Annotated in this window: 26 protein-coding genes; 10 read left to right on the forward strand and 16 right to left on the reverse strand. The window is 68.0% G+C overall.

Annotated features, from left to right (window positions below):
- Nucleotides 1-10: 10 nt before the first annotated feature.
- From L0C25_RS09685 to L0C25_RS09700, 4 genes are all read right to left on the reverse strand, one after another.
- Nucleotides 11-790 carry a 3-oxoacyl-ACP reductase gene (locus tag L0C25_RS09685; protein ID WP_271636283.1) on the reverse strand — a complete coding sequence of 260 codons (780 nt, stop codon included), beginning with the start codon at nucleotides 788-790 and terminating at the stop codon, nucleotides 11-13.
- Between the two features lie 78 nt (nucleotides 791-868).
- Entirely contained in the window at nucleotides 869-2,227 is a 1,359-nt protein-coding gene (locus L0C25_RS09690; RefSeq protein ID WP_271636284.1) for an aldehyde dehydrogenase family protein, read from the reverse strand.
- A gap of 4 nt (nucleotides 2,228-2,231) precedes the next feature.
- Entirely contained in the window at nucleotides 2,232-3,605 is a 1,374-nt protein-coding gene (locus L0C25_RS09695) for a glutamine synthetase family protein (RefSeq protein WP_271636285.1), read from the reverse strand.
- A 20-nt stretch (nucleotides 3,606-3,625) separates the two neighbouring features.
- Nucleotides 3,626-4,354 (reverse strand): FadR/GntR family transcriptional regulator, encoded by a 729-nt coding sequence (locus L0C25_RS09700; RefSeq protein ID WP_271636287.1) that lies wholly within the window; start codon nucleotides 4,352-4,354, stop codon nucleotides 3,626-3,628.
- A 176-nt stretch (nucleotides 4,355-4,530) separates the two neighbouring features.
- Between L0C25_RS09700 and L0C25_RS09705 the strand changes: the two genes are divergently transcribed.
- The 3 genes from L0C25_RS09705 to L0C25_RS09715 all read left to right on the forward strand — a co-directional run bounded on the left by L0C25_RS09705 (nucleotide 4,531) and on the right by L0C25_RS09715 (nucleotide 7,445).
- A complete protein-coding gene (locus tag L0C25_RS09705; RefSeq protein WP_271636289.1) occupies nucleotides 4,531-6,069 on the forward strand; it encodes an amino acid permease in 1,539 nt (512 codons plus the stop codon).
- A 163-nt stretch (nucleotides 6,070-6,232) separates the two neighbouring features.
- The gene (locus tag L0C25_RS09710) at nucleotides 6,233-7,051 is read left to right on the forward strand and encodes a GntR family transcriptional regulator (protein WP_271636290.1); all 819 of its coding nucleotides are present in this window, start codon (nucleotides 6,233-6,235) and stop codon (nucleotides 7,049-7,051) included.
- A 160-nt stretch (nucleotides 7,052-7,211) separates the two neighbouring features.
- Entirely contained in the window at nucleotides 7,212-7,445 is a 234-nt protein-coding gene (locus L0C25_RS09715) for a hypothetical protein (protein WP_271636291.1), read from the forward strand.
- Here L0C25_RS09715 and L0C25_RS09720 read toward each other — a convergent pair.
- Nucleotides 7,395-8,120 (reverse strand): HAD family hydrolase, encoded by a 726-nt coding sequence (locus tag L0C25_RS09720; RefSeq protein WP_271636292.1) that lies wholly within the window; start codon nucleotides 8,118-8,120, stop codon nucleotides 7,395-7,397. The two genes, L0C25_RS09715 and L0C25_RS09720, sit on opposite strands and share 51 nt — an antisense overlap.
- 46 nt (nucleotides 8,121-8,166) lie before the next feature.
- On the opposite strand from L0C25_RS09720, the gene L0C25_RS09725 reads away from it, so the two are divergent.
- Together L0C25_RS09725 and L0C25_RS09730 are read left to right on the forward strand one after the other, a co-directional pair.
- On the forward strand, nucleotides 8,167-9,081 hold the full coding sequence (locus L0C25_RS09725; protein WP_271636293.1) for a phosphotransferase: 915 nt from the start codon (nucleotides 8,167-8,169) through the stop codon (nucleotides 9,079-9,081).
- Between the two features lie 90 nt (nucleotides 9,082-9,171).
- Entirely contained in the window at nucleotides 9,172-11,688 is a 2,517-nt protein-coding gene (locus L0C25_RS09730; protein ID WP_271636295.1) for a GcvT family protein, read from the forward strand.
- 3 nt (nucleotides 11,689-11,691) lie between these two features.
- Here L0C25_RS09730 and L0C25_RS09735 read toward each other — a convergent pair whose 3' ends face one another.
- From L0C25_RS09735 to L0C25_RS09745, 3 genes are read right to left on the reverse strand one after another with little or no spacing between them, the layout of a single operon-like run.
- Nucleotides 11,692-12,471, reverse strand: coding sequence for an isocitrate lyase/PEP mutase family protein (locus L0C25_RS09735; RefSeq protein ID WP_271636296.1), 780 nt, complete (start codon nucleotides 12,469-12,471; stop codon nucleotides 11,692-11,694).
- A 49-nt stretch (nucleotides 12,472-12,520) separates the two neighbouring features.
- Nucleotides 12,521-12,772, reverse strand: coding sequence for a LapA family protein (locus L0C25_RS09740; protein ID WP_271636297.1), 252 nt, complete (start codon nucleotides 12,770-12,772; stop codon nucleotides 12,521-12,523).
- 19 nt (nucleotides 12,773-12,791) lie between these two features.
- A complete protein-coding gene (locus L0C25_RS09745; RefSeq protein WP_271636298.1) occupies nucleotides 12,792-13,613 on the reverse strand; it encodes a deoxyribonuclease IV in 822 nt (273 codons plus the stop codon).
- Between the two features lie 89 nt (nucleotides 13,614-13,702).
- Here L0C25_RS09745 and L0C25_RS09750 point away from each other — a divergent pair, with 89 nt between their 5' ends.
- Nucleotides 13,703-14,695, forward strand: a complete 993-nt coding sequence (locus L0C25_RS09750) for an ABC transporter substrate-binding protein (RefSeq protein ID WP_271636300.1) — start codon at nucleotides 13,703-13,705, stop codon at nucleotides 14,693-14,695.
- A 105-nt stretch (nucleotides 14,696-14,800) separates the two neighbouring features.
- On the opposite strand, the gene rplI is transcribed toward L0C25_RS09750, so the two are convergent.
- The 7 genes from rplI to L0C25_RS09785 form a co-directional block, all read right to left on the reverse strand.
- On the reverse strand, nucleotides 14,801-15,250 hold the full coding sequence (rplI, locus tag L0C25_RS09755) for a 50S ribosomal protein L9 (protein ID WP_271636301.1): 450 nt from the start codon (nucleotides 15,248-15,250) through the stop codon (nucleotides 14,801-14,803).
- A gap of 17 nt (nucleotides 15,251-15,267) precedes the next feature.
- Nucleotides 15,268-15,504 (reverse strand): 30S ribosomal protein S18, encoded by a 237-nt coding sequence (rpsR, locus tag L0C25_RS09760; protein ID WP_271636302.1) that lies wholly within the window; start codon nucleotides 15,502-15,504, stop codon nucleotides 15,268-15,270.
- A 61-nt stretch (nucleotides 15,505-15,565) separates the two neighbouring features.
- Nucleotides 15,566-16,120 (reverse strand): single-stranded DNA-binding protein, encoded by a 555-nt coding sequence (locus L0C25_RS09765; RefSeq protein ID WP_271636303.1) that lies wholly within the window; start codon nucleotides 16,118-16,120, stop codon nucleotides 15,566-15,568.
- 98 nt (nucleotides 16,121-16,218) lie between these two features.
- Nucleotides 16,219-16,509 carry a 30S ribosomal protein S6 gene (gene rpsF, locus L0C25_RS09770; protein ID WP_271636816.1) on the reverse strand — a complete coding sequence of 97 codons (291 nt, stop codon included), beginning with the start codon at nucleotides 16,507-16,509 and terminating at the stop codon, nucleotides 16,219-16,221.
- Nucleotides 16,510-16,658: 149 nt separating this feature from the next.
- Complete coding sequence (locus tag L0C25_RS09775) at nucleotides 16,659-19,199, reverse strand: ABC transporter permease (protein ID WP_271636304.1); 2,541 nt, start codon at nucleotides 19,197-19,199, stop codon at nucleotides 16,659-16,661.
- Between the two features lie 4 nt (nucleotides 19,200-19,203).
- Nucleotides 19,204-19,962 (reverse strand): ABC transporter ATP-binding protein, encoded by a 759-nt coding sequence (locus L0C25_RS09780; protein WP_271636305.1) that lies wholly within the window; start codon nucleotides 19,960-19,962, stop codon nucleotides 19,204-19,206.
- Between the two features lie 81 nt (nucleotides 19,963-20,043).
- Entirely contained in the window at nucleotides 20,044-20,589 is a 546-nt protein-coding gene (locus L0C25_RS09785; protein WP_271636306.1) for an rRNA adenine N-6-methyltransferase family protein, read from the reverse strand.
- 150 nt (nucleotides 20,590-20,739) lie between these two features.
- On the opposite strand from L0C25_RS09785, the gene L0C25_RS09790 reads away from it, so the two are divergent.
- The 4 genes from L0C25_RS09790 to L0C25_RS09805 all read left to right on the forward strand — a co-directional run bounded on the left by L0C25_RS09790 (nucleotide 20,740) and on the right by L0C25_RS09805 (nucleotide 24,775).
- On the forward strand, nucleotides 20,740-21,318 hold the full coding sequence (locus tag L0C25_RS09790) for an RNA polymerase sigma factor (protein ID WP_271636307.1): 579 nt from the start codon (nucleotides 20,740-20,742) through the stop codon (nucleotides 21,316-21,318).
- Nucleotides 21,315-22,427, forward strand: a complete 1,113-nt coding sequence (locus tag L0C25_RS09795) for a hypothetical protein (protein ID WP_271636308.1) — start codon at nucleotides 21,315-21,317, stop codon at nucleotides 22,425-22,427. Before L0C25_RS09790 ends, L0C25_RS09795 begins: the two co-directional genes overlap by 4 nt.
- A gap of 97 nt (nucleotides 22,428-22,524) precedes the next feature.
- On the forward strand, nucleotides 22,525-23,652 hold the full coding sequence (locus L0C25_RS09800; RefSeq protein WP_271636309.1) for a lipid II:glycine glycyltransferase FemX: 1,128 nt from the start codon (nucleotides 22,525-22,527) through the stop codon (nucleotides 23,650-23,652).
- Nucleotides 23,653-23,731: 79 nt separating this feature from the next.
- Entirely contained in the window at nucleotides 23,732-24,775 is a 1,044-nt protein-coding gene (locus L0C25_RS09805; protein WP_271636310.1) for an alanine racemase, read from the forward strand.
- On the opposite strand, the gene L0C25_RS09810 is transcribed toward L0C25_RS09805, so the two are convergent.
- Nucleotides 24,744-26,078, reverse strand: a complete 1,335-nt coding sequence (locus L0C25_RS09810) for a hypothetical protein (RefSeq protein WP_271636311.1) — start codon at nucleotides 26,076-26,078, stop codon at nucleotides 24,744-24,746. The two genes, L0C25_RS09805 and L0C25_RS09810, sit on opposite strands and share 32 nt — an antisense overlap.
- Nucleotides 26,079-26,095: the final 17 nt, after the last annotated feature.

Raw genomic sequence — 26,095 nt, forward strand, 5'->3', positions numbered from 1 at the left:
AGCCACCGTCTCATGACGGCGTCACGTACGCGGCCGCGATACCGCCGTCGACCAAGAACGTCGTCGCCGTCATGAAGCTCGACTCGTCAGACGCCAGGAAGAGCACGGCATCTGCCATCTCACTCGCCTCGGCGAACCGCCCCATCGGTATGTGGACGAGGCGCCGTTGCGCCGCCTCCTCGTCGTTCGCGTAGAGCTCCTGCAGCAGCGGGGTGTTCACCGGCCCGGGACACAGTGCGTTGACGCGCACGCCGTCGCGGGCGAACTGAACGCCGAGCTCCCGCGACATCGTGAGCACGCCGCCCTTGGACGCGGAGTAGGAGATCTGCGATGTCGCCGCGCCCATCGTCGCAACGAACGACGCCGTGTTGATGATGGAGCCGCGCCGTTGGTCCAGCATGTACGGCAGCGCCGCCTTGCAGCACAGGTAGACGCTCGTCAGGTTGACGTCCTGCACCTTGCGCCACGCCTCGAGGTCGGTGTCGAGGATCGACGTGTCGTCCGGCGGTGAGATGCCGGCGTTGTTGAACGCGATGTCGACCGAGCCGTAGGTGTCGTACGCGGTGCGGAACAACGCGTCGACCTCGGACTTGTCGGTCACGTCGACATGCGCGTACGTGACCCCGAGCTTCTCGGCGATCTCCGCACCCCGGTCGTCGTCGATGTCGCCCAGCACGACGTTCGCGCCCTCCTCGACGAACCGCTCGACGGTCGCGAGCCCGATCCCCGAGCAGCCGCCCGTGATGACCGCGGTACGGCCCTGTAGGCGACCCTGCATACGACTCGACATGTGGCTCCTCCTCCGAGATTTGTGACGTACCAGTCGATTTGGACGCTGCGATTGCACCGTTACGTCACAAATCTCTTCTCAGTCTGTTGCGATGAATACGTTCTTCTCTTCGGTGAAGGCGTACGGGGCGTCCGGGCCGAGCTCGCGACCGAGACCGGACTGCTTGTATCCGCCGAACGGAGTCCAGTAGCGCACCGACGCATGGGTGTTGACGCTCAGGTTCCCCGCCTGCACCGCCCGCGAGACCCGCAGCCCTCGACCGAGATCGCTGGTGTAGATCGAGCCCGACAAGCCGTACTCGGTGTCGTTGGCCATCGCTACCGCGTCCGCCTCGTCCTCGAACGGCAGCACTGCCACCACGGGTCCGAAGACCTCGTCACGCCAGATCCGCTGCTGCGTCGAGTCCGCCAGCACGACAGTCGGAGCGACCCAGAACCCATCTCCGTCGGGCATCGAGCCGGTGTACGCCACCTCCGCATCGTCGATGAACGAGTGCACGGTCTCCCGCTGATGCGCGGAGATGAGCGGGCCCATCTCGCTCGAGCGGTCACTCGGATCGAGTACGCGTACGCCCTTGACGGCAGGCTCCAACAACGCCAGGAACTCGTCGTACGCCGACCGCTCCACGAGGATGCGCGAACGGGCACAGCAGTCTTGGCCGGCGTTGTCGAACACCGCGTACGGGGCGCTGGCGGCCGCCTTGGCCAGGTCGGAGTCGGCGAACACGATGTTCGCGCTCTTGCCGCCGAGTTCGAGCGTGCACCGCTTCACCTGATCTGCGCAGCCGGCCATGATCTGCTTTCCGACCTCTGTCGAGCCGGTGAAGCACACCTTGCGGACGTCGGGGTGCGTCACGAATCGCTGCCCCACAACGGATCCCTTGCCGGGCAGGACGGTGAGTACGCCTTCGGGGACGCCCGCCTCGAGCGCCAGCTCGCCGATCCGCATCGCCGTCAGCGGCGTCAGCTCCGCCGGCTTCAGCACGACCGTGTTGCCTGCCGCGAGTGCGGGCGCCATGCCCCAACCTGCGATCGGCATCGGGAAGTTCCAGGGCACGATGATACCGACGACGCCCACCGGCTCGTGGAAGGTGACGTTCACGCCCCCCGCAACCGGAATCTGCTTGCCTGCAAGACGTTCCGGCGCGCCGGCGTAGTAGTTCAGGACATCGCGTACATTGCCTGCCTCCCACGTCGCGTTGCCCCATGTGTGGCCCGCGTTGCGCACCTCGAGCTCGGCCAGCTCGTCGATGTGTGCGTCGACGACCTCGGCGAACCGGCGCAAGAGGGCCGCACGATCGCCAGGTGCAAGATCACGCCAGGCTGGAAATGCCTTACTGGCTTGAGCAATCGCCACATCGGTCTGCTCGACGCTCGTCAGCTCGACATCGGTGACCGGCTGCTCGGTGGCCGGATTGACGACGGTGTACGTACTCACCCGATCACATCCTCTCGAAGCCGCGGCGCAGCTCCCAGTCGGTCACTGCGGCGTTGTACGCCTCCAGCTCGACCTCGGCCATCCGAGCGTAGTGGTCGACAACATCGTCGCCGAGCGCTTTGCGGGCGACCTCGGAGCCGGCGAACGCATCGCGCGCCTCCTGCAGCGTCGTCGGTACGGTCGGCTTGCCGGACGTGTACGCGTTGCCGGTCGTCTCGGACTCCAGCTCGAGGCCGTTCTCGATGCCGTGCAGGCCACCGGCGAGCATTGCGGCCATGGAGAGGTACGGGTTGACGTCTCCGCCCGGTACGCGGTTCTCCATCCGCGCGCCCTTGCCCCGGCCGACGAGCCGCACCGCGCACGTACGGTTGTCGAGCCCCCAGCCGATCGTGGTCGGCGCAAACGAGCCGTCGGCGAATCTCTTGTAGGAGTTGATGTTCGGGGCGTACAGGAGGGTGAAGTCGCGCATCGTTGCGAGTACGCCGGCGACGAACTGGTCGTACAGCGGGGATCGTTCGCCACGCTCGTCGTCCCAGAACACCAGCGACCCGTCGTCGCCCCGAAGCGACAGATGGATGTGACAGGAGCTGCCCTCGAGATCGTTGTACTTCGCCATGAACGTCAGCGACTTTCCGTGACCCGCTGCGATCTCCTTCGCCGCAGTCTTGTACACCGCGTGGTTGTCCGCCGTCACCAGTGCATCCGCGTACAGGAACCCGATCTCGTGTTGGCCCGGGTTGCATTCGCCCTTCGCCGACTCGACGTCCATGCCCGCGGCGTACATGGTGTTTCGGATGTCGCGCAGCAACGGCTCGACGCGCGTCGTACCGACGATCGAGTAGTCGACGTTGTACTGGTTCGCCGGCGTGAGCCCGCGATAGTCACGGCTCCACGCCTGCTCGTACGTGTCGTCGAAGACGATGAACTCGAGCTCGGTGCCGGCAAGGGCGCGGTATCCGCCGGCTGCCGCCCGCTCGAGCTGCTTGGTCAGGATGCGTCGCGGCGACTGCTCGACCGGGCGATGGTCCATCCACACGAGGTCGCACTGGATCATCGCGGTCCCCGGCAGATGTCCGAGCACCCGGATCGTGTCGAAGTCGAGGACGAACTCCATGTCCCCGTAGCCCTTCTCCCACGACGTCATCTCGTATCCGGCCACGGTGTTCATGTCGACGTCGACGGTCAGCAGGTAGTTGCAGCCCTCCGTACCGTCGTCGACGACATGGTCCAGGAAGTACGCGGCGTGCAGACGCTTGCCTTGGAGGCGTCCCTGCATGTCGGTGAAGGCGACGATGACGGTGTCGATCTCGCCGGCGCGGATTCGGCCCTCGAGGTCCGGCAGCGTCAGGTACCGGTCGTTGTGTCGTGGTGTGTCCATGTCTGTTCGTCCCAACAGCCTTATCCCAGTAGTCCGCGCAACAACGCCTCGGTGTCGTCGCAATGGCTTTCCATGACGTGACGCGCCTTGGTCGGTCGACCCCCGAGGATCGCCTCGGTGATCGCCGCGTGCTGTCCGTCCGAGTGCTCGATGTTGACGTCGAGCACCGGAATCGCGGTCAGCATGTCGTGCAGGTCGGCCTGTGCGACGGTGACGGCATCGATGATCAGCGGCGACTCCGTGACCGCGGCGATCGCCAGGTGGAACTGCGAGTCGGCCTGACGATGCGCGCCCCTGTCGGCCGCGTCCGCGACACGTTCATGTGCTTCCTGCAGTAGCGCCCGCTGCGCGGCGTCCAACGTGCGACCGGCGGCGACGTGGCTGGCACCGCCCTCCACAACCCGTCGGAAGACGAGCGAGTCGAGCAGCCGCTCGCGTCGATCACCGAGATCGGCGACGGTCTCGGGATGCGTCGGGTCGTAGTCGATGACCGTGCCCCCACCGCGCCCCCGCGTCGTACGCACGAGACCGGCCGTACGCAGCGCGGCGATCGCCTCACGCAGGGTGGCGCGGGAGACCTCCATGCGGGCCGCGAGCTCGCGTTCCGGTGGCAGTACGTCGCCGTTCGCGTAGACGCCGAGGCGGATCGCAGTGGCCAGCCGACCGACGCACGACTCGAACGCGTGATGCCCGCGTACCGGGCGCAGAACGGCATCGGTCAGCCCGTCCTCGGTCGCGCGAATCACCACGCGGCCAGCCTGCAATTCGGCCGAGACTTTGTCAATGGTCTTACTTCAAACCAAATTTTGCGCTATACATCTGCCACGGGGTACACACGTCCGGTTGCGCATCGACGACCAAAGGTCTAGACGCAATACTGCTCGCGCGTTAGCATCAGCCGACCTGCCTCACCCAGGGAGTCCCCATGGCGGATCCGACCAACCTTTCGGACGACGAACGCCGGCTCGCCGAGCTCGGCTACAAGCAGGAGCTCAGCCGAAACTGGTCGGGGTTCTCCAACTTCGCGATCTCGTTCTCGATCATCTCGATCCTCGCCGGCTGCTTCACGACGTTCGGTCAGGCCTGGAACAACGGCGGGCCGGTCGCGATCTCGTGGGGCTGGCCGATCATCTCGATCTTCATCCTGATCATCGGCTTCACGATGTCCGAGCTGGTCTCGGCATACCCGACCTCCGGCGGCATCTACTGGTGGGCCGCCAAGATGGGTGGGGCGCGCGCGGGCTTCTACACGGGATGGCTGAACCTGATCGGTCTACTCGCCGTGACCGCCTCGGTCGCGTACGGGTGTGCGACGTTCGTCGACCTGATGCTCAGCACGTTCAGCGAGAGCTGGGCGGACGGATACTCGCTGGGCCGGGTGTATCTGATATTCGTTGCCCTGCTGGCGATCGCCGCCGTGCTGAACATCTTCAGTGGCCACCTGATGGCGATCCTGAACAACATCTCAGTGTGGTGGCACGTCGCCGGCGCCGCCTTCATCATCCTGATCCTGGTGCTCGTACCCGATCAGCACCAGAGCCTCGACTTCGTCTTCACCGAGCGACTCAACAACTCCGGGTACGCCGACGCGAAGTACTGGTTCCTCGTCCTCCCGCTCGGCTTCCTGTTGACGCAGTACACGATCACCGGCTTCGACGCGTCGGCACACCTGTCCGAGGAGACCGAGGCCGCGTCGGAGGGTGCGGCCAAGGGCATCTGGCGTTCGATCGCGTACTCCGCGATCGGCGGCTGGATCATCCTGCTGTCGTTCCTGTTCGCCGTTCAGGACGCGGACGGCGTCACCGCCGGCGGCGGAGCGGTCGACGTGATCTTCAGCCAAGCGCTACCGCAGGGCTGGCATGGAACGGTGCTGCTGATCTCGGCGGCCGGGCAGTTCTTCTGTACGGTCGCGTGCCTGACCAGCGCCTCGCGGATGACGTTCGCGTTCAGCCGGGACGGCGCGATCCCCGGCTCGCGCCTGTGGTCGAAGGTCTCGAGCAGCAAGGTGCCGGCGAACGCCGTCGTCTTCGTCGCGGTCATCGGTGCGCTCATCACGCTGCCTGCGCTGAAGGGTGTCGGTGGCATCCCGGTCGCGTTCTACGCCGTCACGTCCGTTGCGGTGATCGGGTTGTACCTGTCGTTCGCGATCCCGATCTGGCTGCGCTGGCGGATGGGCGACGACTTCGAGCCCGGTAGCTGGACCCTCGGGCGCAAGTATCGCTGGATGAACCTCGTCGCGGTCATCGAGATCGCGATCATCTCGATCTACTTCATCATGCCGTTCACGCCCGCAGCGATCCCCGGACACGAGGACTTCTCCTGGGAGAACGTCAACTACGCGCCGATCCTCACCATCGGCACGCTGATCCTGCTGACGATCTGGTGGTACGCCTCCGCGCGCAACTGGTTCACCGGACCGAAACACACCATCGACGAGGCCGTCGTAGAGGCCTTCGACGACTGATTTGCGTCGAGCCGCGTAGCGAGCGGGGACGCCCAGCTCTCGAACCGTTTGTGATCGGGGACGCCCAGCTCTCGAACCGTTTGCGATCGGGGACGCCCAGATTGCTACCTAGCGATGCCGGGCGTCCCCGATCGTAACGCGGGCCGCCGGTAGGCTCGGCCGGGTGAGGACACTCACCGTCGACGACAACGCATTCGCGTCGAAGCCCGACCTTCGGACGGCCGGCCGGGAGCCGTCGCATGCTCGCATCGAGCAGTGGCTCGCGGGCATGATCGCCGACGGCGCGCTGTCGACCGGCGACAAGCTTCCGCCCGAAGGCGAGCTCGCCGCCGCGGTGGGCGTCAGCAGGATGACGCTGCGCCAGTCGCTTGCGGCACTCGAGCAACGCGAGCTGCTGGAGCGCCGTCGCGGTCGCGGCGGCGGCACGTTCGTCGCCCGACCGCGGATCGAGTGCGATCTCACCGGCCTGCCGGGCTTCACCGAGCAGATGCGCCGAGCACACGTACGAGCGGGCGCCCGGATGGTGACGGCGCGGGCGCGCCCGGCGCCGCCGGAGGTGTCGGCTGCGCTCAAGCTGCCGGCCGCATCCGAGGTCTACGAGATCGTCCGCGTCCGGCTGGCCGACCGAGAGCCCCTCGCCCTCGAGGAGACGTACCTGTCCGCCGAGGCGTTTCCCGGCCTGCTGGAGCGTCGCCTGACCGGGTCGCTCTACTCGCTGATGCGCCGCGCGTACCGCCTCGCGCCACACTCCGCCCGCGAATGGCTCGAGCCCGTCGTGGCAACCGACGAGCAGGCCCGGCTGCTCGAGGCAGCTACCGGCGCACCCCTGATGCTGGTCACCCGAACCGCGTATACGGAGTCCGGGATGCCGGTCGAGTTCGCGTACGATCGCTATCGCGCCGATCGCACCAGGATCGCCCTACGCACGAGCATCGCCGGCCCGGCGGCCGTCGAACCGTTTCGGGTCGAGATTCGCCGCTGAGACAACCTCCTGGCGGGCAACTGCGTCGATCATGGTGGGTATATGTCTATGACGCTCGTGGTCATGTCTCGGAAGGCCCGGCGGTCGGCCCCGCTCCGTCCGCGTCCACGTCCGTATCGACGAATCGATGTGAGAAGTGTCCAAACCTACGTTGGCGAACATGATCGAGTTCCATCGTGCCCGCCTGATGGCGATCGACAACTGGAGCACCGTGCAGGGTGCGATGGCCGCGCAGGGTGACTCCGTCTCGGCGATCGCCCACGCACTCGGTGTCAGCCACCTCGGCGCGCACTCGGTGATCGCGATGGCCAACGGGCCGCTGCCGTCGCGCCGCCATGTGGAGTCACAGCTCAACTCGCTCGACCAGCTCCGTCGCATCGTCGACGGAACCTGAGTCACCGGCGAGGTACGCCGGCGAGTCGAGCAAGCGGGGAGCAAGTTCATCGACAATGGGGACGCCGGCGGATTTCAGCATGCCCCGGTCGTGGGTGCCGGCGACCGCGATGCAGCGCATCCCGGCCGCCCGGGCAGCACCGATGCCCGCGAGTGAGTCCTCGAACACGACGGTCCTCGCTGGGCGTACGCCCACGGCCGCCGCGGCGAGCAACATGCCCGCGGGATCCGGCTTGCCGGCGCGTACGTCCTCCGCGGCGACGATGGCGGTGAACGCGTCCGCGATCCCGGCGCGTGCGAGCACGTGCTCGACGTCGCGGCGTTGAGCGCCGGTCACGATCGCCAACGGCACAAGGCGATCCGCTAACGCTCGGACAAGCGCTACGGTCGGTTCGCGGACGGGCGACGACTCGGCCGTACGGGCGCGGTAGTGATCGCCACGGAGCGCGAGCAGCCGTTCGACCAGCGCGTCGGCGCCGGTACGCCGGTGCGCGTGGACGACCGTCTCCACGATCTCGCGATCGCTGCGGCCCGCGAGCCGCCCGTAGTAGTCGGCATGCGTCAGCCGCACGCCGAGGTGCCGCTCGAACAGCCGGGTGAAGATCTCGAACAGGATCGGCTCGTCGTCGCACAGTGTCCCGTTGAAGTCGAAGATCACCGCGCGTTCGTCGTTCACCATTAGGAGTCTAGACCTTTTGGCCTTCGTCGGCTAACCTGCCGGAATGGTCGAGACACGGGACCCGACGATCGCCTCCCTCGATGCCATCTCGATGCTGGCCGGGCCGCGCACCGTCGAGGAACTCTCCGGCGGCCTGACCAACCGCAACCTCAAGGTGACGACCCCCACCGGAACGTACGTCGTCCGCTGCAGCAGAAGTGACACCGCGCTGCTCGGCATCGACCGCGACGCGGAGCACGCCAACTCGCGCTCCGCCGAGCTCGCCGGGGTGGGCGCACCGGTGCTCGACTATCGGCCGGATCTCGGCATGCTCGTGATCGGCTACATCGACGGCATCACGTACGACAACGCGAGCTTCCAACGCACCGGCATCGTCGCCCGCGCCGCCGCTGCCTGCCGCACGCTGCACTCGGGCCCCGCGTTCGTCGCCGAGTTCAACATGTTCGACCGGCAGGCGCGCTACCTGGCCATCGTGCGCGAGCGGGGCTTTCCGCTTCCGCCGGGGTACGAGGAGTTCAACGAGAGGTTCGCGCGGATGCGCACCGCTCTCGACGTACGCCCCGATCCCCTGGTGCCGTGCAACAACGACCTGCTCGCCGGCAACTTCGTCGACGACGGCGACAAGCTGTGGCTGATCGACTACGAGTACTCCGGCAACAACGACGCCTGCTTCGAGCTCGGCAACATCGGCACCGAGTGCGACCTGGACACGGACCAGCTCGACGAGCTCGTCACGGAGTACTACGGCCGCCCGCTGCGGGGCAAGTTCGCCCGCACGCGGCTGCAGGCGATCGCCTCGCAGTACGGCTGGTCGCTGTGGGGCGCGATCCAGGATGCGACGAGCCCGCTCGACTTCGACTTCCACGCCTGGAGCATGGAGCGGTACGAGCGGGCGGCCGCGGCGTTCTCGTCCAACACGTTCGGCATCCTTCTCGAGGAGGCGCAACGAGTTGACTAGGTCGTGTCTCTCGACCCGGCGTCGATCTGGGAGCGGGTCTCCGCGCCCGATCCGGCAAGGCGCGGGAGCGAGATTGGAGTCGGTTCTCCCATGAGTGACCGCAACGAAGCCGGTCGGGATGCGGAGGCACGCGAGCCGGCGACGGGTCGGGAGACGCGGCCTGAACTACCCGCGCGGGCGCGCGTGGTGATCATCGGTGGCGGTGTGATCGGTACCAGCGTCGCGTACCACCTGACCAAGCTCGGCTGGACCGATGTCGTGCTGCTCGAGCAGGGTGAGCTGTCGTGCGGTACGACCTGGCACGCCGCCGGTCTCGTCGGCCAGCTGCGCGCGTCGGAGAGTGGCACCCGGCTCGTGCAGTACTCGACCCAGCTGTACGCCGAGCTCGAGGACGAGGTCGGGCTCAGCGCCGGCTACCAGCGCTGTGGCGGCGTCACCGTTGCGCGGACGCCCGATCGGATGATGCAGCTGCGTCGTACGGCGGCGACCGCCGAGGCGTACGGGCTCGAGTGCGAGCTACTCACACCGGCGCAGACGCAGGACCGCTACCCCGCCATGCAGGTCGACGATCTCGTCGGCGGTATCTGGCTGCCCGGCGACGGTAAGGCCAACCCGACCGACCTGACGATGGCACTGGCCAAGGGCGCCCGCATGCGTGGCGCGACGATCGTCGAGCGCGTACGCGTGACGGGCATCGGCGTCGAGGATGCAGCGGTGACATCGGTCCGTACCGACCGTGGCGACCTCGAGGCGGAGATCGTCGTCAACTGTGCCGGCCAGTGGGCCAAGCAGCTCGCCGATGCCGTTGGCGTCACCGTGCCGCTGCACTCGGCAGAGCACTTCTACGTCGTGACCGACCAGCTCGACGGCGTCCATCCGGATCTCCCCATCCTGCGCGACCCGGACGGCTACACCTACTTCAAGGAGGAGGTCGGCGGACTGGTCGTGGGCGGCTTCGAACCGAACGCCAAACCCTGGCGTTCGCCGGACGACCTGCCGTACCCGTTCGAGTTCCAGCTGCTCGACGAGGACTGGGAGCACTTCTCGATCCTGATGCACAGCGCCGTGGAGCGCATCCCGGCCCTCGCCGACGCCGGCATCCGCAAGTTCTACAACGGACCCGAGAGCTTCACGCCGGACAACCAGTTCATCCTCGGTGAGGCGCCGACCCTGCGAAACTACTTCGTCGGTGCCGGTTTCAACTCGGTCGGCATCGCCTCCGCCGGGGGCGCCGGCCGTGCCTTGGCCGAGTGGATCGTCGCGGGCCAACCGACGATGGACCTGCTCGCGGTCGACATCCGGCGCTTCGCCCGGTTCAACGGCAACAACCGGTGGCTACGCTCGCGGGTCGCGGAGATCCTCGGGCTCCACTACGCGATCCCGTGGCCGAATCGAGAGCTCGAGACGGCACGCCCCTTTCGCCGCTCGCCTCTGCACGACCGCCTTGCCGAGCAGAACGCGTGTTTCGGCAGCCGGATGGGATGGGAGCGCCCGAACTACTTCGCACCACCGGGCGAGGATTCGGCGATCGAGTACGCGTGGGGAAAGCAGAACTGGCTGCCGTGGTCGGCCGCCGAGCAGCGTGCGACCCGCACCGCGGTGGCGGTCTTCGACCAGACGTCGTTCTCGAAGTATCTCGTCACCGGCCGAGACGCGGTCGCCGCTCTGCAGTGGATCTGCACCAACGACGTCGACGTGCCCGTCGGCCGCGCCGTCTACACAGGACTGCTGAACGAGCGCGGCACGTACGAGTCGGACCTGACCGTGACGCGCACCGGCCCCCACACGTACCTGCTGGTCAGCAGCTCGGCGACCACCGAACGCGACCAGGACTGGATCCGCAAGAACGTCCCCGCGGGTGCCGATGTGCACATCGTGGACGTCACCTCGGCGTACGCGGTGTTCGGCGTGATGGGCCCACGCTCGCGGGACGTGCTGTCCCGGCTGAGCGATGCGGACCTCGGCGACGGCGCGTTCGGGTTCGGCGACAGCCGCGAGCTGACGATCGGGAGCGCCACGGTGCGGGCGACGCGCATCACGTACGTCGGCGAGCTGGGGTGGGAGCTGTACGTTCCGGCCGAGTTCGCCGTCGGCGTGTACGAAGACCTGATGTCGGCCGGCTCCGACCTCGGCGTCGCCAACGCCGGGTACTACGCGATCGAGTCGATGAGGCTCGAGAAGGGGTACCGCGCGTTCGGCCGCGAGCTGACCCCCGACTACGGGCCGGTCGAGGCGGGGCTCACGTTCGCCTGCAAGCTCAAGACCGACATCGACTTCCTCGGCAGGGAGGCGGTCGAGAAGGCGAAGGCCGCCGGCCCCAGGCGCAGGCTGGTCTCGTTCGTCGTCTCCGATGCCGAGCCCATGCTGTGGGGCGGCGAGCTGCTGCTGCGCGACGGCGGCGCGGCGGGCATCGTCACGTCCGCCGCCTGGGCCGCGGCGACCGGTGCGTGCGTCGGGCTCGCGTATGTCTCGGCGCCGGATGGCGTGGTCGCGAACCGCGACTGGGTAGGTGGCGGCACGTACTCCGTCGACGTCGGTGGCACGACGTACCCGGTCGAGGTGTCGCTGCGGCCTCCGTACGACCCGGCGAACGAGCGGATCCGCTGAGACCTAGACCGGGTACATGCCGTTGCCCAGTAGCTCCGTCGCCGCCGCCTCGACTGCCGCGACCGCGACCGCGTGGAGGGCCGGACCGACGCTGATCCGGCGGACGCCGGCGGCGGCCAGGTCGGCGACACTCGGAGCGCCCGGCTGCAGCATCACGTTGACGGGTACGTCGAGAGCGCCGGTCAGCTCGGACAGCGCCGGCAGGTCGACCAACCCCGGCACAAACACTCCGTCCGCACCCGCATCGACGTACGCGGTGGCGCGGGCGAGCGTCTGGTCTGCGCGCTCGTCGTCCGGGAACCCGTCGACGAAGTACGTGTCGATGCGGGCATTGACGAACAGCGGTACGCCTGCGGCCGCGGCCGCCCGACGTACCGTCTCGATGCGGGCGGCCTGATCGGCAGCTGCGCGCAGCGATCCCGCATCGGAGTCCTCGATGTTGATGCCGACGACGCCGGTGTCGAGGATCGCCGCCATGTTGCGGGCGAGCGCGTCCTGACCATCGGCGTACCCCGACTCGATGTCCGCCGTCACCGGGACGTCGACCGCCGCGACTATGCGGGCAAGGAGCGTGACGACGCCGTCGACGTCGAGATCGCCACCGTCGTTCCGGCCGAGGCTCCAGGCATGCCCGGCGCTCGTCGTCGCGACGGCAGCGGCACCTGCCCGTCGTACGGCGAGCGCCGACGAGACATCCCAGGCGTTGGGGAGGACGAGCGGATGGGTCGCCCGATGCAGACGGGCGAATGCCCGGGCACGTTCTGTTCGATCGGTTTGCGGCATGGATCAATCACAGCACCAGCACACCGGGTGGGCTGGCGGTGATCGGACATCAACCCGGATCTTTTGCCCGCCGACGCCGCAGCCACGGGAAGTTGGAACCGACCACGACGCCGGCCGCGAAGATCACCAGCAGCCAGATCCAGGCCGGCATGGACACACTCCAGAACAGGAAGTCGACCTGCCCCTTGCCGGTGTTCTGGAAGACGAAGACGAGCGCGAGGACGGCGATGACGACCCCGATGACGGTCTTCGGGCGGATCCGGAGCGGCGTGCCTTGGCCTCGATCGTGCTGTTCGGTCATCGCCAGGCTCCCGTCCGTGCTACGCCAGGCGCTCACGTAGCCAGGCGATATCGGCGCCGTGTTCGTCCGCGTCACCAGGAGTCTCGCAGACCACCGGTGCCCCTGCATCCCGAACGACCCCGGCCAGCAGGTCGGGGTCGATCAGACCGGCGCCGAGATTGGCGTGCCGGTCGGCGCCGGAGTCGAACTCGTCGCGGCTGTCGTTGCAATGCACCAGGTCGATGCGGCCGGTGATCGCGCGTACGTCGTCGACAACGGTGTCCAACGGGTTGCCCCCCGCGTGCGCGTGGCAGGTGTCGAGGCAGAACCCCACCTGCTCGAAGCCCTCGGCCGCAGAGATCGCGTCCCATACCCGCGCGATCCGCTCCAGGTAGCGGGTCATGGCGTTGTCGCCGCCGGCGGTGTTCTCGATCAGCACGGGCAGCTTGATGTCGGTCGCGGCGATGGCCTTACGCCAGTTGTCGAAGCCCTTCTCGGGATCATCGGTCTTGTTGACGTGCCCACCGTGCACGATCAGTCCCTTGGCGCCGATCGAGGCGGCGGCGTCGACGTGCTGCTGGAGCAGCTTGCGGCTGGGGATCCGGATCCGGTTGTTGGTGGTGGCGACGTTGATCAGGTACGGCGCGTGGACGTAGAGATCGATCCCGGCCGCCTCCGCATCGGCCTTGAGCCCCTCCGAGCCGCCGGCGTGCGCCCACTCCGGGCCCTTGTAACCCTGCGGGTCACCGAGGAAGATCTGCACGAGGTCGGCACCTCGCGCTCTCGCCTCGGCGATCGGGTCGGTCTGGTCGACGTGGGCACCGATCGAGACGGCGTCGGAGGTGCTGCCGGCGGAGGTCATGGCACCACTGTAGGGATTGCCGCCGACGTACGCGTCGGGCGGACCGACGGGGTAGCGACCGGCCGATCGGTGCAGGTTAGCCTTACCTCATGAATTTTGCCGTACGCCGCACCGCGGCCCTCCTCGCCACCGGCCTGTTCGCGCTCGCAGGTTGCGGATCCGACTCGTCCGACGCTGACTCCGGTGGCGGCGCGACCGGCGATGCCTCTGCGTACCCGGTGACCGTGGAGACCTCGTTCGGATCGGTCGAGATCGAGGAACCGCCGGAGCGGGTCGTCACGATCGGGTTCAGCGACCAGGACTTCGCCCTCGCGCTCGGCGTCGAACCCGTCGGCGTACGGGAGTTCCTCGGGTACGACGCGCCGAACCGGCCATGGGCGCCGGTGAGCGTACGGGGCAAGGAGATCCCGACCGTCGGAGCCGAGGAGCTCGATGTCGAGGACGTCGCGGCGTTGCAGCCCGACCTGATCCTTGGACTGAACTCCTACATCGACGAGCAGACGTACGACCTGCTCGACGACATCGCGCCGACGGTTGCCGAACCCGAGACCGCCGCTCCGACGTGGCAGGACCAGACGCTGACCACCGGAAAGGCGCTCGGGCTCGAGGACGAGGCCGAGGCGCTCGTGGCGGAGACGAAGCAGAGGTTCGCGACGGTGCGCGAGGAGCATCCCGAGTTCGACGGTGCGAGTGCCGCGTTCGGATTCGGCGTCGGGTCCGGCGCGGTGTACGCGATGGGTACCGACGACTACCGCACCGGGTGGCTCACCGACCTCGGCTTCGAGCTGCCCGATAAGAGTGGCGAGCTGAGCGAGGAGAAGCTGGAACCGCTCGACCAGGACGTTCTCGCGATCGAAGCCGCCAACCAGGATCTCACCGGCAGCGAGCTGTTCCAGAGCCTCGACGTCGTCGAGTCGAACCGCACCGTCGACCTCGGTCAGTTCTCCGACGACTTCGCGGGCGCGCTCGGCTTCAACAGTCCGCTGAGCCTGCCGTACGTACTCGAGGTGGCGGTGCCGCGGCTGGCGGCGGCGACCGACGACGACCCGTCGACCAAGCCCGCGCCATACCCGAAGGACTAGTCCCGCTGACGAGAGAATCCCGGCCCTCCGAGGAGAGGATTCTGGCCGCCGGAGCGGGCCAGAAGTCTCTCGTCGAGGGGCCGGGAATCTCTCGTCAGCGTTGGGTCAGCTGGCCGCGGCGACATCGAGGGCCAGCTTGGCCGACACCTCGTCGTGGATCGAGACCGTGACCGTATGGCCACCGATCGACTTGATCGCGTTGCCGACCTCGATGCGACGCTTGTCGACGTCGATGCCGGTCTGGTCCTTGAGCGCGGCGGCGATCTCGGAGACCGTCACCGAGCCGAACAGCCGGCCGCCCTCGCCGACCCGCTCGCGGAGCTTAAGCGTGACGCCCTCGATCTGCGCCCGGATCTCCTCGGCATGGGCGACATCGCGGACCTCGCGGACCGTGCGTGCCTTCTTGATCGAGTCGATCTGCTTCTCGGCGCCGCGGGTCCAGCGCAGCGCGTACCCGCGCGGCATCAGGAAGTTGCGACCGTAACCGTCCTTGACCTCGACGACATCGCCGGGTGCGCCGAGGTTCGCGACCTCGTGGGTGAGGATGAGCTTCATCGTTATCTCCTCTGCGCTCAGCGGGTGGTCGAGGTGTACGGCAGCAGCGCCATCTCGCGGGCGTTCTTGATCGCGGTGGCGATCTTGCGCTGCTCCTGGACGGACACGCCGGTCACGCGACGGGCGCGGATCTTGCCCCGGTCGGAGATGAACTTGCGCAGCAGCGCGGTGTCCTTGTAATCGATATAGGTCACGCCCGCCGTGAGCAGAGGATTCTGCTTCTTCTTCGGCTTGCGGATGACTGGCTTAGCCATTGTGGTGCTCCTCGTTACTGAGCCCGGCCTTCGTGGCCGGAATGGTCTTGTGGATTGGGTGCTAGAACGGAGGCTCGTCGGACGAACCCGCCGGCGCGCTCCCCGACGCCCAGGGATCGCCCTGACCGCCACCGGAGTTGCCGCCGCCGGAGTTACCGCCACCGGCCGGGGCCGCCCACGGATCGTTCGCCGGAGCGGACTGCCCGCCGCCCCCGCCGGAGAAACCGCCGCCGCCCTGGCCGCCGCCGGAACGGCTGGCGCGGGTGACCTTGGCGGTCGCGCTACGCAGGCTCGGACCGACCTCGTCGACGTCGATCTCGGTGCTCTGGCCGCGGGACCCGTCCTGACGCTCGAACTGACGGATCTTCAACCGGCCCTGAACGATGACGCGCATGCCCTTCTCGAGGGACTCCGCGACGTTCTCGGCGGCCTGGCGCCAGACCGCACACGACAGGAACAGCGTGTCGCCGTCCTTCCACTCACCCGACTGGCGGTCGAACTGCCGCGGAGTCGAGGCGATGCGGAAGTTGGCCACCGCCGCTCCGGACGGGGTGAAACGCAACTCGGGATGGTCGACGAGGTTGCCGACCACGGTGATGACGGTGTCGCCTGCCATGAGGTCTCCGAAAGGTTGAGGGTCTGCTGCCTAGCAGTTAACCGCCTTCCGCCGACAGGTGGAAAGGTTCTCCACGGGCTGCGGTCGACGGCTGTGGATTATCGGGCGTCCGGGCGTACGACCTTCGTACGGATGACCGATTCCGACAGCGACATCTGGCGGTCGAGCTCCTTGACCGTCTCCGGCTTGGCACTGAACTCGACGACGGCGTAGATGCCCTCGGACTTCTTGTCGATCTCGTACGCGAGCCGGCGACGTCCCCAGACGTCGACGCTCTCGATCTCGCCGCCGTCCTGGCGCACGACATTGAGGTACTGATCAAGGTTGGGGGCGACGGTGCGCTCCTCGAGATCGGGATCGAGGATGACCATCAGCTCATAACGACGCAAGGCGTACTCCACCTCCTACGGACTCTGCGGTCACGGTCTCTCCGTGACAGGAGGGCGTTGCATCCGCTCGCGCGCATGGGCGTACGAGCATCCGAAGCAGTGTAGCCGGGCGAGGGCGCCCGAAGCCAATCGAGCGGCCTCCCGGCGCACTACTCCTCGGCGATCGCCGTCAGTACGTCGAGCCGCGCGGCTCGCCGCGCGGGCAGCACGGCCGCGAACACCCCGACGACGGCCGCGATCACCACGAACAGCACGAGCTGTGTGACCGGGATCGACAGGGCGGTGAAGCCCTGGTCGACCATCGCGCGTTGCAGGACGATCCCGAACGCCACGCCCATCACGATGCCGAGCACCGCACCGAGCACCGCGATGGCGACCGACTCGAGTCGCACCATTCGGCGCAGCTGCCGTCTGGTCAGCCCGACGGCGCGGAGAAGTCCGATCTCGCGCGTACGCTCGATCACGCTCAGCGCGAGCGTGTTGATGATGCCGAGCACGGCGATCACGATCGCGAGCGCGAGCAGCGCGTACACGAGCAGCAACAGCTGGTCGACCTGCGCGCGCTGCGTGTCGATGAAGTCGGCCTGATCCTGCACGGTCACGAGCGGCTCGTCCTCGACGACCCGGTCGAGCGCCGACTCGAGATCCGACGCCGAAACACCCTCGGCCGCATTCACGCTCGTGGTGAAGTCACGCCGCTCGATGTCGGCTCCCCGCAACGCGGAGTACGGCACGAGTACGCCGCCGATGACGTTCGAGTCCTCGTAGATGCCCGCGATCTCCGCCCGCTGCTTACCCGACTGGAACGTCAACGTCACCCGGTCACCGACACTCAGGTTCCGGTCATCGGCCGTCGACTCGCTCACGGCGACCTCGCCGGATCCGACCTCCATCGAACCGGAGACCATCGGGAAGTCGTAGATCTGGTCGAGCTCGGCCGTCTCCGCACCGGTGATCGTCGCCGCGTCGCCGTCGAGATCCCCGAACGCGATCTGGGTGGCAGCGACCGCGCCGGCCTCGTCGAGCTTTCGTACGTCATCGGTGATCTGCGGGCTGAACCCGGTGAACGTCGGGTTCGACAGCAGGAAGTCCGCCTGGAACTCCTCCTTGACCGACTTCTCGATCGAGGTGTTCAGGGAGGCTCCCAGGATGGAGATCGTGGTGACGAGGGCGAGCCCGATCATCAGCGCGGACGCGGTCGCCGCCGTACGCCGCGGGTTGCGCAGGGAGTTCTGTGTCGCGAGCCGGCCGACCATGCGGAACATCGGGCGGTACGCGAGCCCGAGCGCCCGCAGGACCGGTACGCCGAGCACCGGACTCAGCAGCGCCGCGGTCATCAGCAGACCGAAGACACCCGCGCCCACCTCGATCAGGCCCGACGTGCCCTCGCTGAGGAGCCCGACGACCAGCAGCGCAACACTCGCCGCGCCGAGCACGCAACCGACGATCACGCGTACGTGAATCGCCGACTCGGGCAGCGCCACGTCGTCACGGAGCGCGGCAACGGGCGCGATTCGCGATGCCCGCCGCGCGGGAAGGTACGCCGCGACCACCGTGACGATCATCCCGACGAGGTACGAGACGACGACGGTGCTCGCGCTGAACACCAGCGGCGTCTCGGAGAGATCGAGCCCGATCAGCGCGAACAGCGCGCGCAGCAGCGCCGCGAGGGCCCAGCCGATCAGCAGTCCGATCGTCGAACCTATGAAGCCGACGACGACCGCCTCCAGGAGCACCGACCGGGTGACCTGTCTCCGCGAAGCGCCGAGCGCCCGCAACAGGGCGAGCTCGCGGCTGCGTTGGGCGACCAGGATCGAGAAGGTGTTGACGATCAGGAACGTGCCGACGACGACCGCGATCGCCGCGAACACCAGCAGGATCGAGCTGAAGATGTCGAGGAAGGGGCCGATCGCGTCCTGGGTCTCGTCGCTGACCGTGTCGCCGGTCACGGCCTCGAGGCCGTCCGGGATCGCGGCGGCGACCTCGTCGCGTAGCTCGTCCTGGCTCACCCCGGGGGCGGCGGTCACCGACACGGTGTTGAACGCGTTGCGCCCGTTCAGGAAGATCTGCTGCGCGGTCGACGTATCGAAGAAGACCAGACTCGCACCCGCGAGCCCGCCGCCGCCGAACTCCGCCAGCCCGACGAGCTTCGCCGACAGGCGCGACCGTTCACCGGCACTCGTCATCGAGACGGTGTCGCCGATCTCGTACCCGGCGCGATCGGCGGTGCTCTCGTCGACCGCAACCTCGTCCGGGCCGCTTGGGGCCTTGCCCTCGGAGATCGTGACCGCGGGCTCGCCGGTCATCGCGGGCGCGTCGTCGTAGTTGAAGGACAGGGTCGGTGCTCCCTGCCCGCCGACGATCTTGTCGTCGGAGTCGAGCAGGAAGAGGTCCTGCCCCTGCACCGAGCCGTCGGCCCGCTCGGCATCGGGCACGTCGCGCAGCTCGGCGACCAACGATGCGGGGATCGTACGCGCGTCGACGGAGCCGAACGTGTTGTCCGTCTCGCTGACCGGGCGGACGGTCACATCCGGCGACGAGCCCTCGACGATCCCGTCGAAGCTCGCGCGCATGGTGTCGGTGAAGATCAACGAGCCGGCGACGAACGCGACGCCGAGCACGATCGCGAGGGCGCTCAGTGCCAGGCGTACCTTGCGGGCGAGGAGGTTGCGGAACGTTACGCGCAGCATCGGACTACGCGCTCATCGCGCGGGTCTGGATCGCGGCCATCTGCTCGAGGACGCGCTCGGCGTTCGGCTCGCGGATCTCGTCGACGATCTGGCCGTCGGCGAGAAAGATCACCCGGTCGGAGTACGACGCCGCAACCGGGTCGTGGGTGACCATGACGACGGTCTGGCCGAACTCGCGCACGCTTCGTTGCAGGAAGCCGAGCACCTCCGCGCCCGAGGTGCTGTCGAGGTTGCCGGTCGGTTCGTCGGCGAAGACGATCGACGGTCGCGACACCAGTGCACGTGCACAGGCGACCCGCTGCTGCTGACCCCCCGACAATGCGTTGGGTCGGTGGTCGAGTCGATCTCGTAGTCCGACGGTGTCGATGACCGAGTCGAACCAGTCGCTGTCCGGCTTACGTCCGGCGATCGACAACGGCAGCAGGATGTTCTCCTCGGCCGTCAGCGTCGGTACGAGGTTGAACGCCTGGAAGACGAAGCCGACCTCCTCGCGTCGCAGCTTGGTGAGCGCGTTGTCGCCGAGGGATCCGAGCTCGGTCTCACCGATGACGATCGTGCCCGCGGTCGCGTTGTCGAGTGCGGCGAGTAGGTGCATCAAGGTCGACTTGCCCGACCCCGACGGACCCATGATCGAGGTGAACTCGCCCGCGTACAGGTCGACGCTGACGTCGTCGAGTGCGCGTACTACTGCCTCACCGGTGCCATACGTCTTGGACAGCCCGGCTGCGCGAGCCGCGACACGGCGTTCGTCGGAATCGGTCATTGAGTCCTCCCCCAGATGCGATGGCACAACGGTAGCGATGCGCCCGTTCCCCGGCCATCCCCCAAAGGTCGCGCGCGGTCGCTACCGTCGTCGGATTCGCAGCACTACCGAGTCGACCTTGGGCGGTGGGTTGAACGCCTTTCGTGGAATGGACATGCCCAGCTCGAACGTGTACCGCCCGGCGTGCCGGCCGACGGGCTCGCGTACGAGCCGCTTCGCTGCGGCGCGCTGCAGCACCAGGTCTGCGGAATGCAGCGCCGGCAGGGAGAGCAGCCGGCGTACGAGCTGTGTGGTCAGGTTGTACGGCGGACTCGCGACTACCTGGAACGGCTTGCGCGGCCACCGCAGCTCGGCAATGTCGGCGCGTACGACGGTGACCGCATCGCCGGCGAAGCGGTCTCGAAGCGCGGCCGCCCGATCACGGTTGAGCTCGACGGCAATGACCCGCGCACCGCGGCGTACCAGCGGCTCCGTCAGGGCACCGTTGCCGGCACCCACGTCGACAACGAGCCGACCGCCCAGGTCCGAGGACGCGACGACCGACTCTGCCCACTCAGGCTGGAGCGGATGCCATCCCCAGGACCGTCGGGTGGATCTGCGGTGCTGCCGCTGCCCGTACCCGGACACGACGCACCATCGTGAACATGCTCATGGCGAAACCGTACGAATTCGGGATCGATGCGGACAACGGGTTTTCTCGCGGCCGAACCTCGCGCGCACCCTCGATCAGATGCGATCGTGACGTAACGATCGGCTCGGGTCCGGACATGGGGGGATATGAGCGAGGTGGCCCGATTCCAGCGCCTGTACGAGGCGAACTTCACCCCGCTGCTGGGTTACGCCCTGCGCCGGGTCTCGTCGCCCGAGGACGCGGCCGACGCCGTCGGGGAGACCTTCCTCGTGGCCTGGCGGCGCGCGGAGCAGGTGCCGGAAGGGGATGAGGCGCGGCTGTGGCTGTACGGCGTGTGTCGCCGGGTGCTCGCCAACCACAATCGCGGCAACACTCGGCGTACGCGACTCGGCGCGCGTCTTCGCGCGACGCTCGCGGAGCAGACGATCCCGGATCCGGCCGGCGATGTCGCGCTCTCGGTGACGGTACGCGCGGCGCTGGCGAGACTGCGCCCGGCCGACCGGGAGCTGCTGCAACTGTCGTCCTGGGAGCACCTCGAGCCGCGCGAGATCGCGGTTGTGCTCGGCGTCTCGGCCCGCTCGGCCAGGACCCGGCTGTCGCGTGCACGACAGCGCTTGCGGACCGAGCTCGACGGAAACGATCCACGCGAGGCCGGACATGTACTCCACGACCGAGCGGCGGCACCGCCGCCGCAATCTCGACTCGCACCGGAGGAGGAGCGATGAATACCGACGAGGCGGTCGCGGCAGGCGACCCGTACCCACAGCAATCGGTTGAGGAGCTGTCCCTCCGTGCGGCGAGTCAGGAGCTGATGGAGGAAGTCATGGCGACACCGACCAAGCCCTCGACGCCTGTCCGACCGGCAATCCCACACCGACCTCGCTGGCTGGCTCCGGCTGTTGCCGCAGTTGCGGTGGCGGCGGTCGTCGCGGGCGCCGTGGCTGTCATCGCACCGCAGTCGGAGCATGACCCGCGGCGGGCCGAAAGCGCGGGCGCGCCCTCGCTCGGAGCCGACACCGCTCCACCGACGGGTGCCGATCTCCGTTACGTCGTGCTCCGCGCCGATGACTGGAGAGTGACGAACGCGACGGATGGCGAGCACGGCGGGTCGCTGTCGTGGTCGAACGGCGCGAGCACGCTCGAGCTGGGCTGGTACGAGCGCGGCGACCACCAGACGTACCTCGACGATCGCGACGACGACGGCGACTACGAGAAGGAGCGGGTCTCGATCCTCGGCCAGACCGGCTGGGAGTTCCGAACCCGGCTCGACGCCCGGCGCGGCCTCATCGATCCGGTGCTCGGGAAGCCCGGCTCATCGGACCACGAGGGCCCCGGCAACGGCGACCACGCTCTCCGTGTCATGACGATCCTGCCGCCGGTCGGCGACTGGTTCCTCGAGCTGGATGCCACCGTGCCGGACGCAGCTGCCTACCGCGACCTGGTCTCCTCGCTACAGCGGGTCGACCGACGTACCTGGCTCGAGGCCATGGACAGCTCGGTCATCCGGCCTTCCGAGGCGGAGTCGTTCCTCGACGACGTCGGTCGGGATGTGCCGATGCCGCCGGGAGTGACGGTCACGCCCGAGGATCTGAGACTTCCGCAGGATGCGTACGCGGCACGCGCCGCGTTCGTCGAGCCGGTGATGTGCGGCTGGGCCGAGGAGTACGTCGGCGGCGACGACCATGCCCTGAACGTCTTGCGTGAGAGCAAGGACTGGCGGGTCATGGATGCTCTTGCGGCGGAGGGTGACCTGCCGTCGGTGTTCCGAGACGACGTACGCATCCTGGCACGGAATCCCGGGTACGAGGGCTGGCGCGAGATGTGGGGCTGCTGACCGGTCCTTCCGCAGGAGCTGAGACCTGGCGGCGGTGACCGAGATCGCGTCGCAACGGGTGGGCACCAGCCCGATCACCTCCGGTAGCCTCGCGTGGGTGACTGCCTCCTTGACCGTGTCGACGATCAGTGCCGATCAGCACCGGGCGTTCATCGCCGGCCGGTCGAGTGCGAGCTTCCTGCAGATGCCGTCGTGGGGGGCGGTCAAGACCGAGTGGCGCAGCGAGTCGGTCGGCTGGTTCACCGACAACGGAGCGATCGCCGGAGTCGGGCTGGTGCTCTATCGCCAGCTGCCCAGGGTCCGCCGCTATCTCGCGTACCTCCCCGAGGGACCCGTGATCGACTGGGACGGCGACGACCTGAGCCGCTGGCTCGACCCGATGGTCGAGCACCTGCGCGGCAAGGGTGCCTTCGGCGTACGGATGGGTCCGCCGGTCGTCACCCGCCGGTGGGGAGCGGCGACGATCAAGAAGGCCATCGCCGACGACGCGCTGCGTACATTGGACGAGGTGCCCGCGGACGCCAACGACACCGCCGGGTTGGCGGTTGTCGACGCGCTCGCGTCGCTCGGCTGGCGGGAACAGGCCACCGAGGGTGGCTTCTCGGCAGGACAGCCGAAGTACAACTTCCATCTGCCGGTGGGTGACCGCGACGAGGACGCCGTGCTTCGTGGGATGAACCAGCTCTGGCGGCGAAACATCAAGAAGGCGACCAAGTCCGGAGTCGAGGTACGCCTCGGCGGTCGTGACGAGCTCGCGGACTTCCACCGCATCTACGCAGAGACCGCCGAACGCGACCACTTCACGCCACGCCCGCTTGCGTACTTCGAGAAAATGTACGACGCGCTGACGGATGAGGACCCGCAGCGGATGCGGCTCTACCTCGCCGAGCACGAGGGCGACCTGGTGGCGTCGACGACGTTGGTGCAGGTCGGCGCGCATGCGTGGTACTCCTACGGCGCCTCGACGACCGAGAAGCGCGAGGTGCGTGGCTCGAACGCCATCCAGTGGCAGATGATCCGCGACGCCATGGCATCGGGTGCGAGCGTCTACGACCTGCGCGGCATCACCGACACCCTCGACCCGAGTGACCCGCATGTCGGGCTGATCCAGTTCAAGGTCGGCACCGGCGGCGAGGCCGTCGCGTACGCGGGCGAATGGGACCTGCCGATCTCGAAGGTGCTGTACACGGCGTTTGATCAGTACATGAAGCGACGGAGGAGCTGAATGTACCGACGGCACAGCATGAAGCGACGGAGGAGCTGAATGTACCGACGGCACAGCATGAAGCGACGGAGGAGCTGACGTGTCACTCACCCTGCGGATCGATGGCGAGCGGTGGCGCGGCCACCTGCGCTCGGTCGCCGACGCACATCCCGGCCTGGTGCCGGTGGTGAAAGGCAACGGCTACGGCTTCGGCCGACCCGCGCTCGCGCGGCGCACGCAGTGGATCGGTACCGACACGATCGCCGTGGGTACGTACACAGAAGTGCCATCGGTGTTCTCGCGCTACGACGGTGACGTGCTGGTGATGAGCCCGTGGCGACCGTTCCTTCCCGAGGTGCGTGACGGCTCGGCGTACGACCCGCGGATCATCCACACGGTCGGTCGCCTCGAGGACATCGCGGAGCTCGCGCGCAGTCAGCCGGGAGCGCGCGTCGTCATCGAAGGGCTCACCTCGATGGAGCGGCACGGGCTCGACCGGCACTCGCTGAGCGAGGCCGCGAAGCTGCTGGGCCGGCTACAGCTCGAGGGCTTCTCGTTGCATCTACCGATGGCGGGCGACAACCTCGACGAGGCCGAGGGCTGGATCGCCGCTCAGCAGGCGTCCCAGCTCGACACGAACACGGTGTATCTCTCGCACCTGACCGACTCCGAGCTCACCACGTTGCGTGAGCGGCGCCCCGACGTCACGATCCGACCGCGCATCGGCACCGACCTCTGGCTCGGCGACCGCCGTGCCTTGCGGGTACGCGCGAGCGTGCTCGACGTCCATGAGGTGCGCCGCGGCGAGCGGGTCGGCTACCGGCAGCGGGCGATGCCGCGTGACGGCCACCTGCTGGTCGTCTCCGGCGGCACCGCACACGGTGTCGGCCTCGAGGCGCCGACGTCGGCCACGTCCGTACGCCAGCGGGCGACGTCGTTCGCCAAGGGCGGGCTCGAAGCGGCCGGCCTCGCGCTGTCGCCGTTCACCGTCGCGGGCAAGCAGCGGTGGTTCGCCGAACCGCCGCACATGCAAGAGAGCATGCTGCTCCTGCCGTCGTCGGTGACCCCACCACACGTCGGCGACGACATCGCGGTCGACGTGCGTTTCACGATCACGACGTTCGATCGAGTTGAGATCGACTGACCCGGACCTCCGCCGCAGCGCCACCGGGGTAGCGGTGGTCGAGCATGATGCGGGCCGCCAACCACACCTGCGTACCGATCCGCAGGGTGATCAGGACGGGGTAGATACGGTCGGCGTCGCCGCTGTCTTCGGTGAAGCCGGCCTCGTGCCACCACGTGCCCAGCACGAACAGGATCTCGGCGGCCTGCCACACCAACAGGTCTCGCCATCGCGGCCAGGCCAACGCGGCCAGCGGCAACAGGGCGAGTGCGTACTGCGGCTCGTACGTCTTGGTGAGCAGGAACCAGCCGAGTACCAGCAGGAACGCGAGCGTGGGAGCATCCGGCGCGCGGTACGCCTTCATCGCGAACACCGCCACGCCGATCAGCACGACCAGCATCCCGACGAGCAGCGCGAGGTTCAGGGTGTCGCTTGTCGGTGTCACGCCGAGGCCGCCCAGGATGTCCCAGATCGAGCCGGCACCGCCGTCGAGGTCGGCATAGCTCGAGATCGGGTCGACGTACGCGCCGCCGGAGATCACCACGAGGGGCAGTGCGCAGCACACCCAGGCAACGACCGCACTGCCGACGGATCTGCCGACGGCGTCCATGACACCGCGCCGCATGCCCGACAGCGCAAGTGCCGGCAGGATCAGTAGCGGCCAGAAGGCAAGCACACCGGCGACTCCGAGGAGGGCGCCTGTGGCCGCGGCACGCTTGCGCGACCATGCCCACCACGCGGCACACACCAGCACGAACGGGATCATGTCCCACCCCAGCAAGGTGGTGAACAGGATCACTGGAGCTCCGGCGAGCACCGTGATCGTGTACGGGCGATCGGGCCGCGCACGTACGAGGAACAGCACGCCCACCAGGAACGCGATCAGCTGGATCGCCGCCGCGACGCCGAGGTACACGACCGCCTCGTGGCGCACCTCGCCGTCCTCCGCGAGGTCGACGACCGGCGCCGTGCGGCGTTCCTCGATGTCTGCGTCGCCGGTGATGCCTTGTGCGATCACGGCAGCAACGTACGAGAGCCCGGCGTCGGGAACCGTCTGCTCCGGGCGTACGACGTGCTGGTCGAGGCCCGCATCCCATGCGGGCATGCGCTCGGCGAGACCCGAGAACGCATAGTCGTTCGCGAGATCGGTGTGGCACGCCTTGGCGTAGTCGCGCGGCGAGTCCCACCACGCTCCGGCGGCACACGGCGCCTTCGCCACCAGAGACAGCGTGAACATGACCGCCGCGATCGCGAGCACGACCCGCAGCGGAGTCCACCAGGGGTGCGGTCGCCCGTGCGCACCCAGGTCGGCGAGCCCGCTCACCCCCGAACGCCCTTCAT

This window comes from Solicola gregarius (genome assembly GCF_025790165.1).
Classification (GTDB): Bacteria; Actinomycetota; Actinomycetes; order Propionibacteriales; family Nocardioidaceae; genus Solicola; species Solicola gregarius.

Excerpts from the sequence above, each read along its gene's own strand:
- L0C25_RS09685 (WP_271636283.1), bottom strand. The coding sequence starts at position 790 with ATGTCGAGTCGTATGCAGGGTCGCCTACAGGGCCGTACCGCGGTCATC.
- L0C25_RS09695 (WP_271636285.1), bottom strand. The coding sequence starts at position 3,605 with ATGGACACACCACGACACAACGACCGGTACCTGACGCTGCCGGACCTC.
- L0C25_RS09705 (WP_271636289.1), top strand. The coding sequence starts at position 4,531 with ATGGCGGATCCGACCAACCTTTCGGACGACGAACGCCGGCTCGCCGAG.
- L0C25_RS09715 (WP_271636291.1), top strand. The coding sequence starts at position 7,212 with ATGATCGAGTTCCATCGTGCCCGCCTGATGGCGATCGACAACTGGAGC.
- L0C25_RS09725 (WP_271636293.1), top strand. The coding sequence starts at position 8,167 with ATGGTCGAGACACGGGACCCGACGATCGCCTCCCTCGATGCCATCTCG.
- L0C25_RS09730 (WP_271636295.1), top strand. The coding sequence starts at position 9,172 with ATGAGTGACCGCAACGAAGCCGGTCGGGATGCGGAGGCACGCGAGCCG.
- L0C25_RS09735 (WP_271636296.1), bottom strand. The coding sequence starts at position 12,471 with ATGCCGCAAACCGATCGAACAGAACGTGCCCGGGCATTCGCCCGTCTG.
- L0C25_RS09740 (WP_271636297.1), bottom strand. The coding sequence starts at position 12,772 with ATGACCGAACAGCACGATCGAGGCCAAGGCACGCCGCTCCGGATCCGC.
- L0C25_RS09745 (WP_271636298.1), bottom strand. The coding sequence starts at position 13,613 with ATGACCTCCGCCGGCAGCACCTCCGACGCCGTCTCGATCGGTGCCCAC.
- L0C25_RS09750 (WP_271636300.1), top strand. The coding sequence starts at position 13,703 with ATGAATTTTGCCGTACGCCGCACCGCGGCCCTCCTCGCCACCGGCCTG.
- rplI (WP_271636301.1), bottom strand. The coding sequence starts at position 15,250 with ATGAAGCTCATCCTCACCCACGAGGTCGCGAACCTCGGCGCACCCGGC.
- rpsR (WP_271636302.1), bottom strand. The coding sequence starts at position 15,504 with ATGGCTAAGCCAGTCATCCGCAAGCCGAAGAAGAAGCAGAATCCTCTG.
- L0C25_RS09765 (WP_271636303.1), bottom strand. The coding sequence starts at position 16,120 with ATGGCAGGCGACACCGTCATCACCGTGGTCGGCAACCTCGTCGACCAT.
- L0C25_RS09775 (WP_271636304.1), bottom strand. The coding sequence starts at position 19,199 with ATGCTGCGCGTAACGTTCCGCAACCTCCTCGCCCGCAAGGTACGCCTG.
- L0C25_RS09780 (WP_271636305.1), bottom strand. The coding sequence starts at position 19,962 with ATGACCGATTCCGACGAACGCCGTGTCGCGGCTCGCGCAGCCGGGCTG.
- L0C25_RS09790 (WP_271636307.1), top strand. The coding sequence starts at position 20,740 with ATGAGCGAGGTGGCCCGATTCCAGCGCCTGTACGAGGCGAACTTCACC.
- L0C25_RS09795 (WP_271636308.1), top strand. The coding sequence starts at position 21,315 with ATGAATACCGACGAGGCGGTCGCGGCAGGCGACCCGTACCCACAGCAA.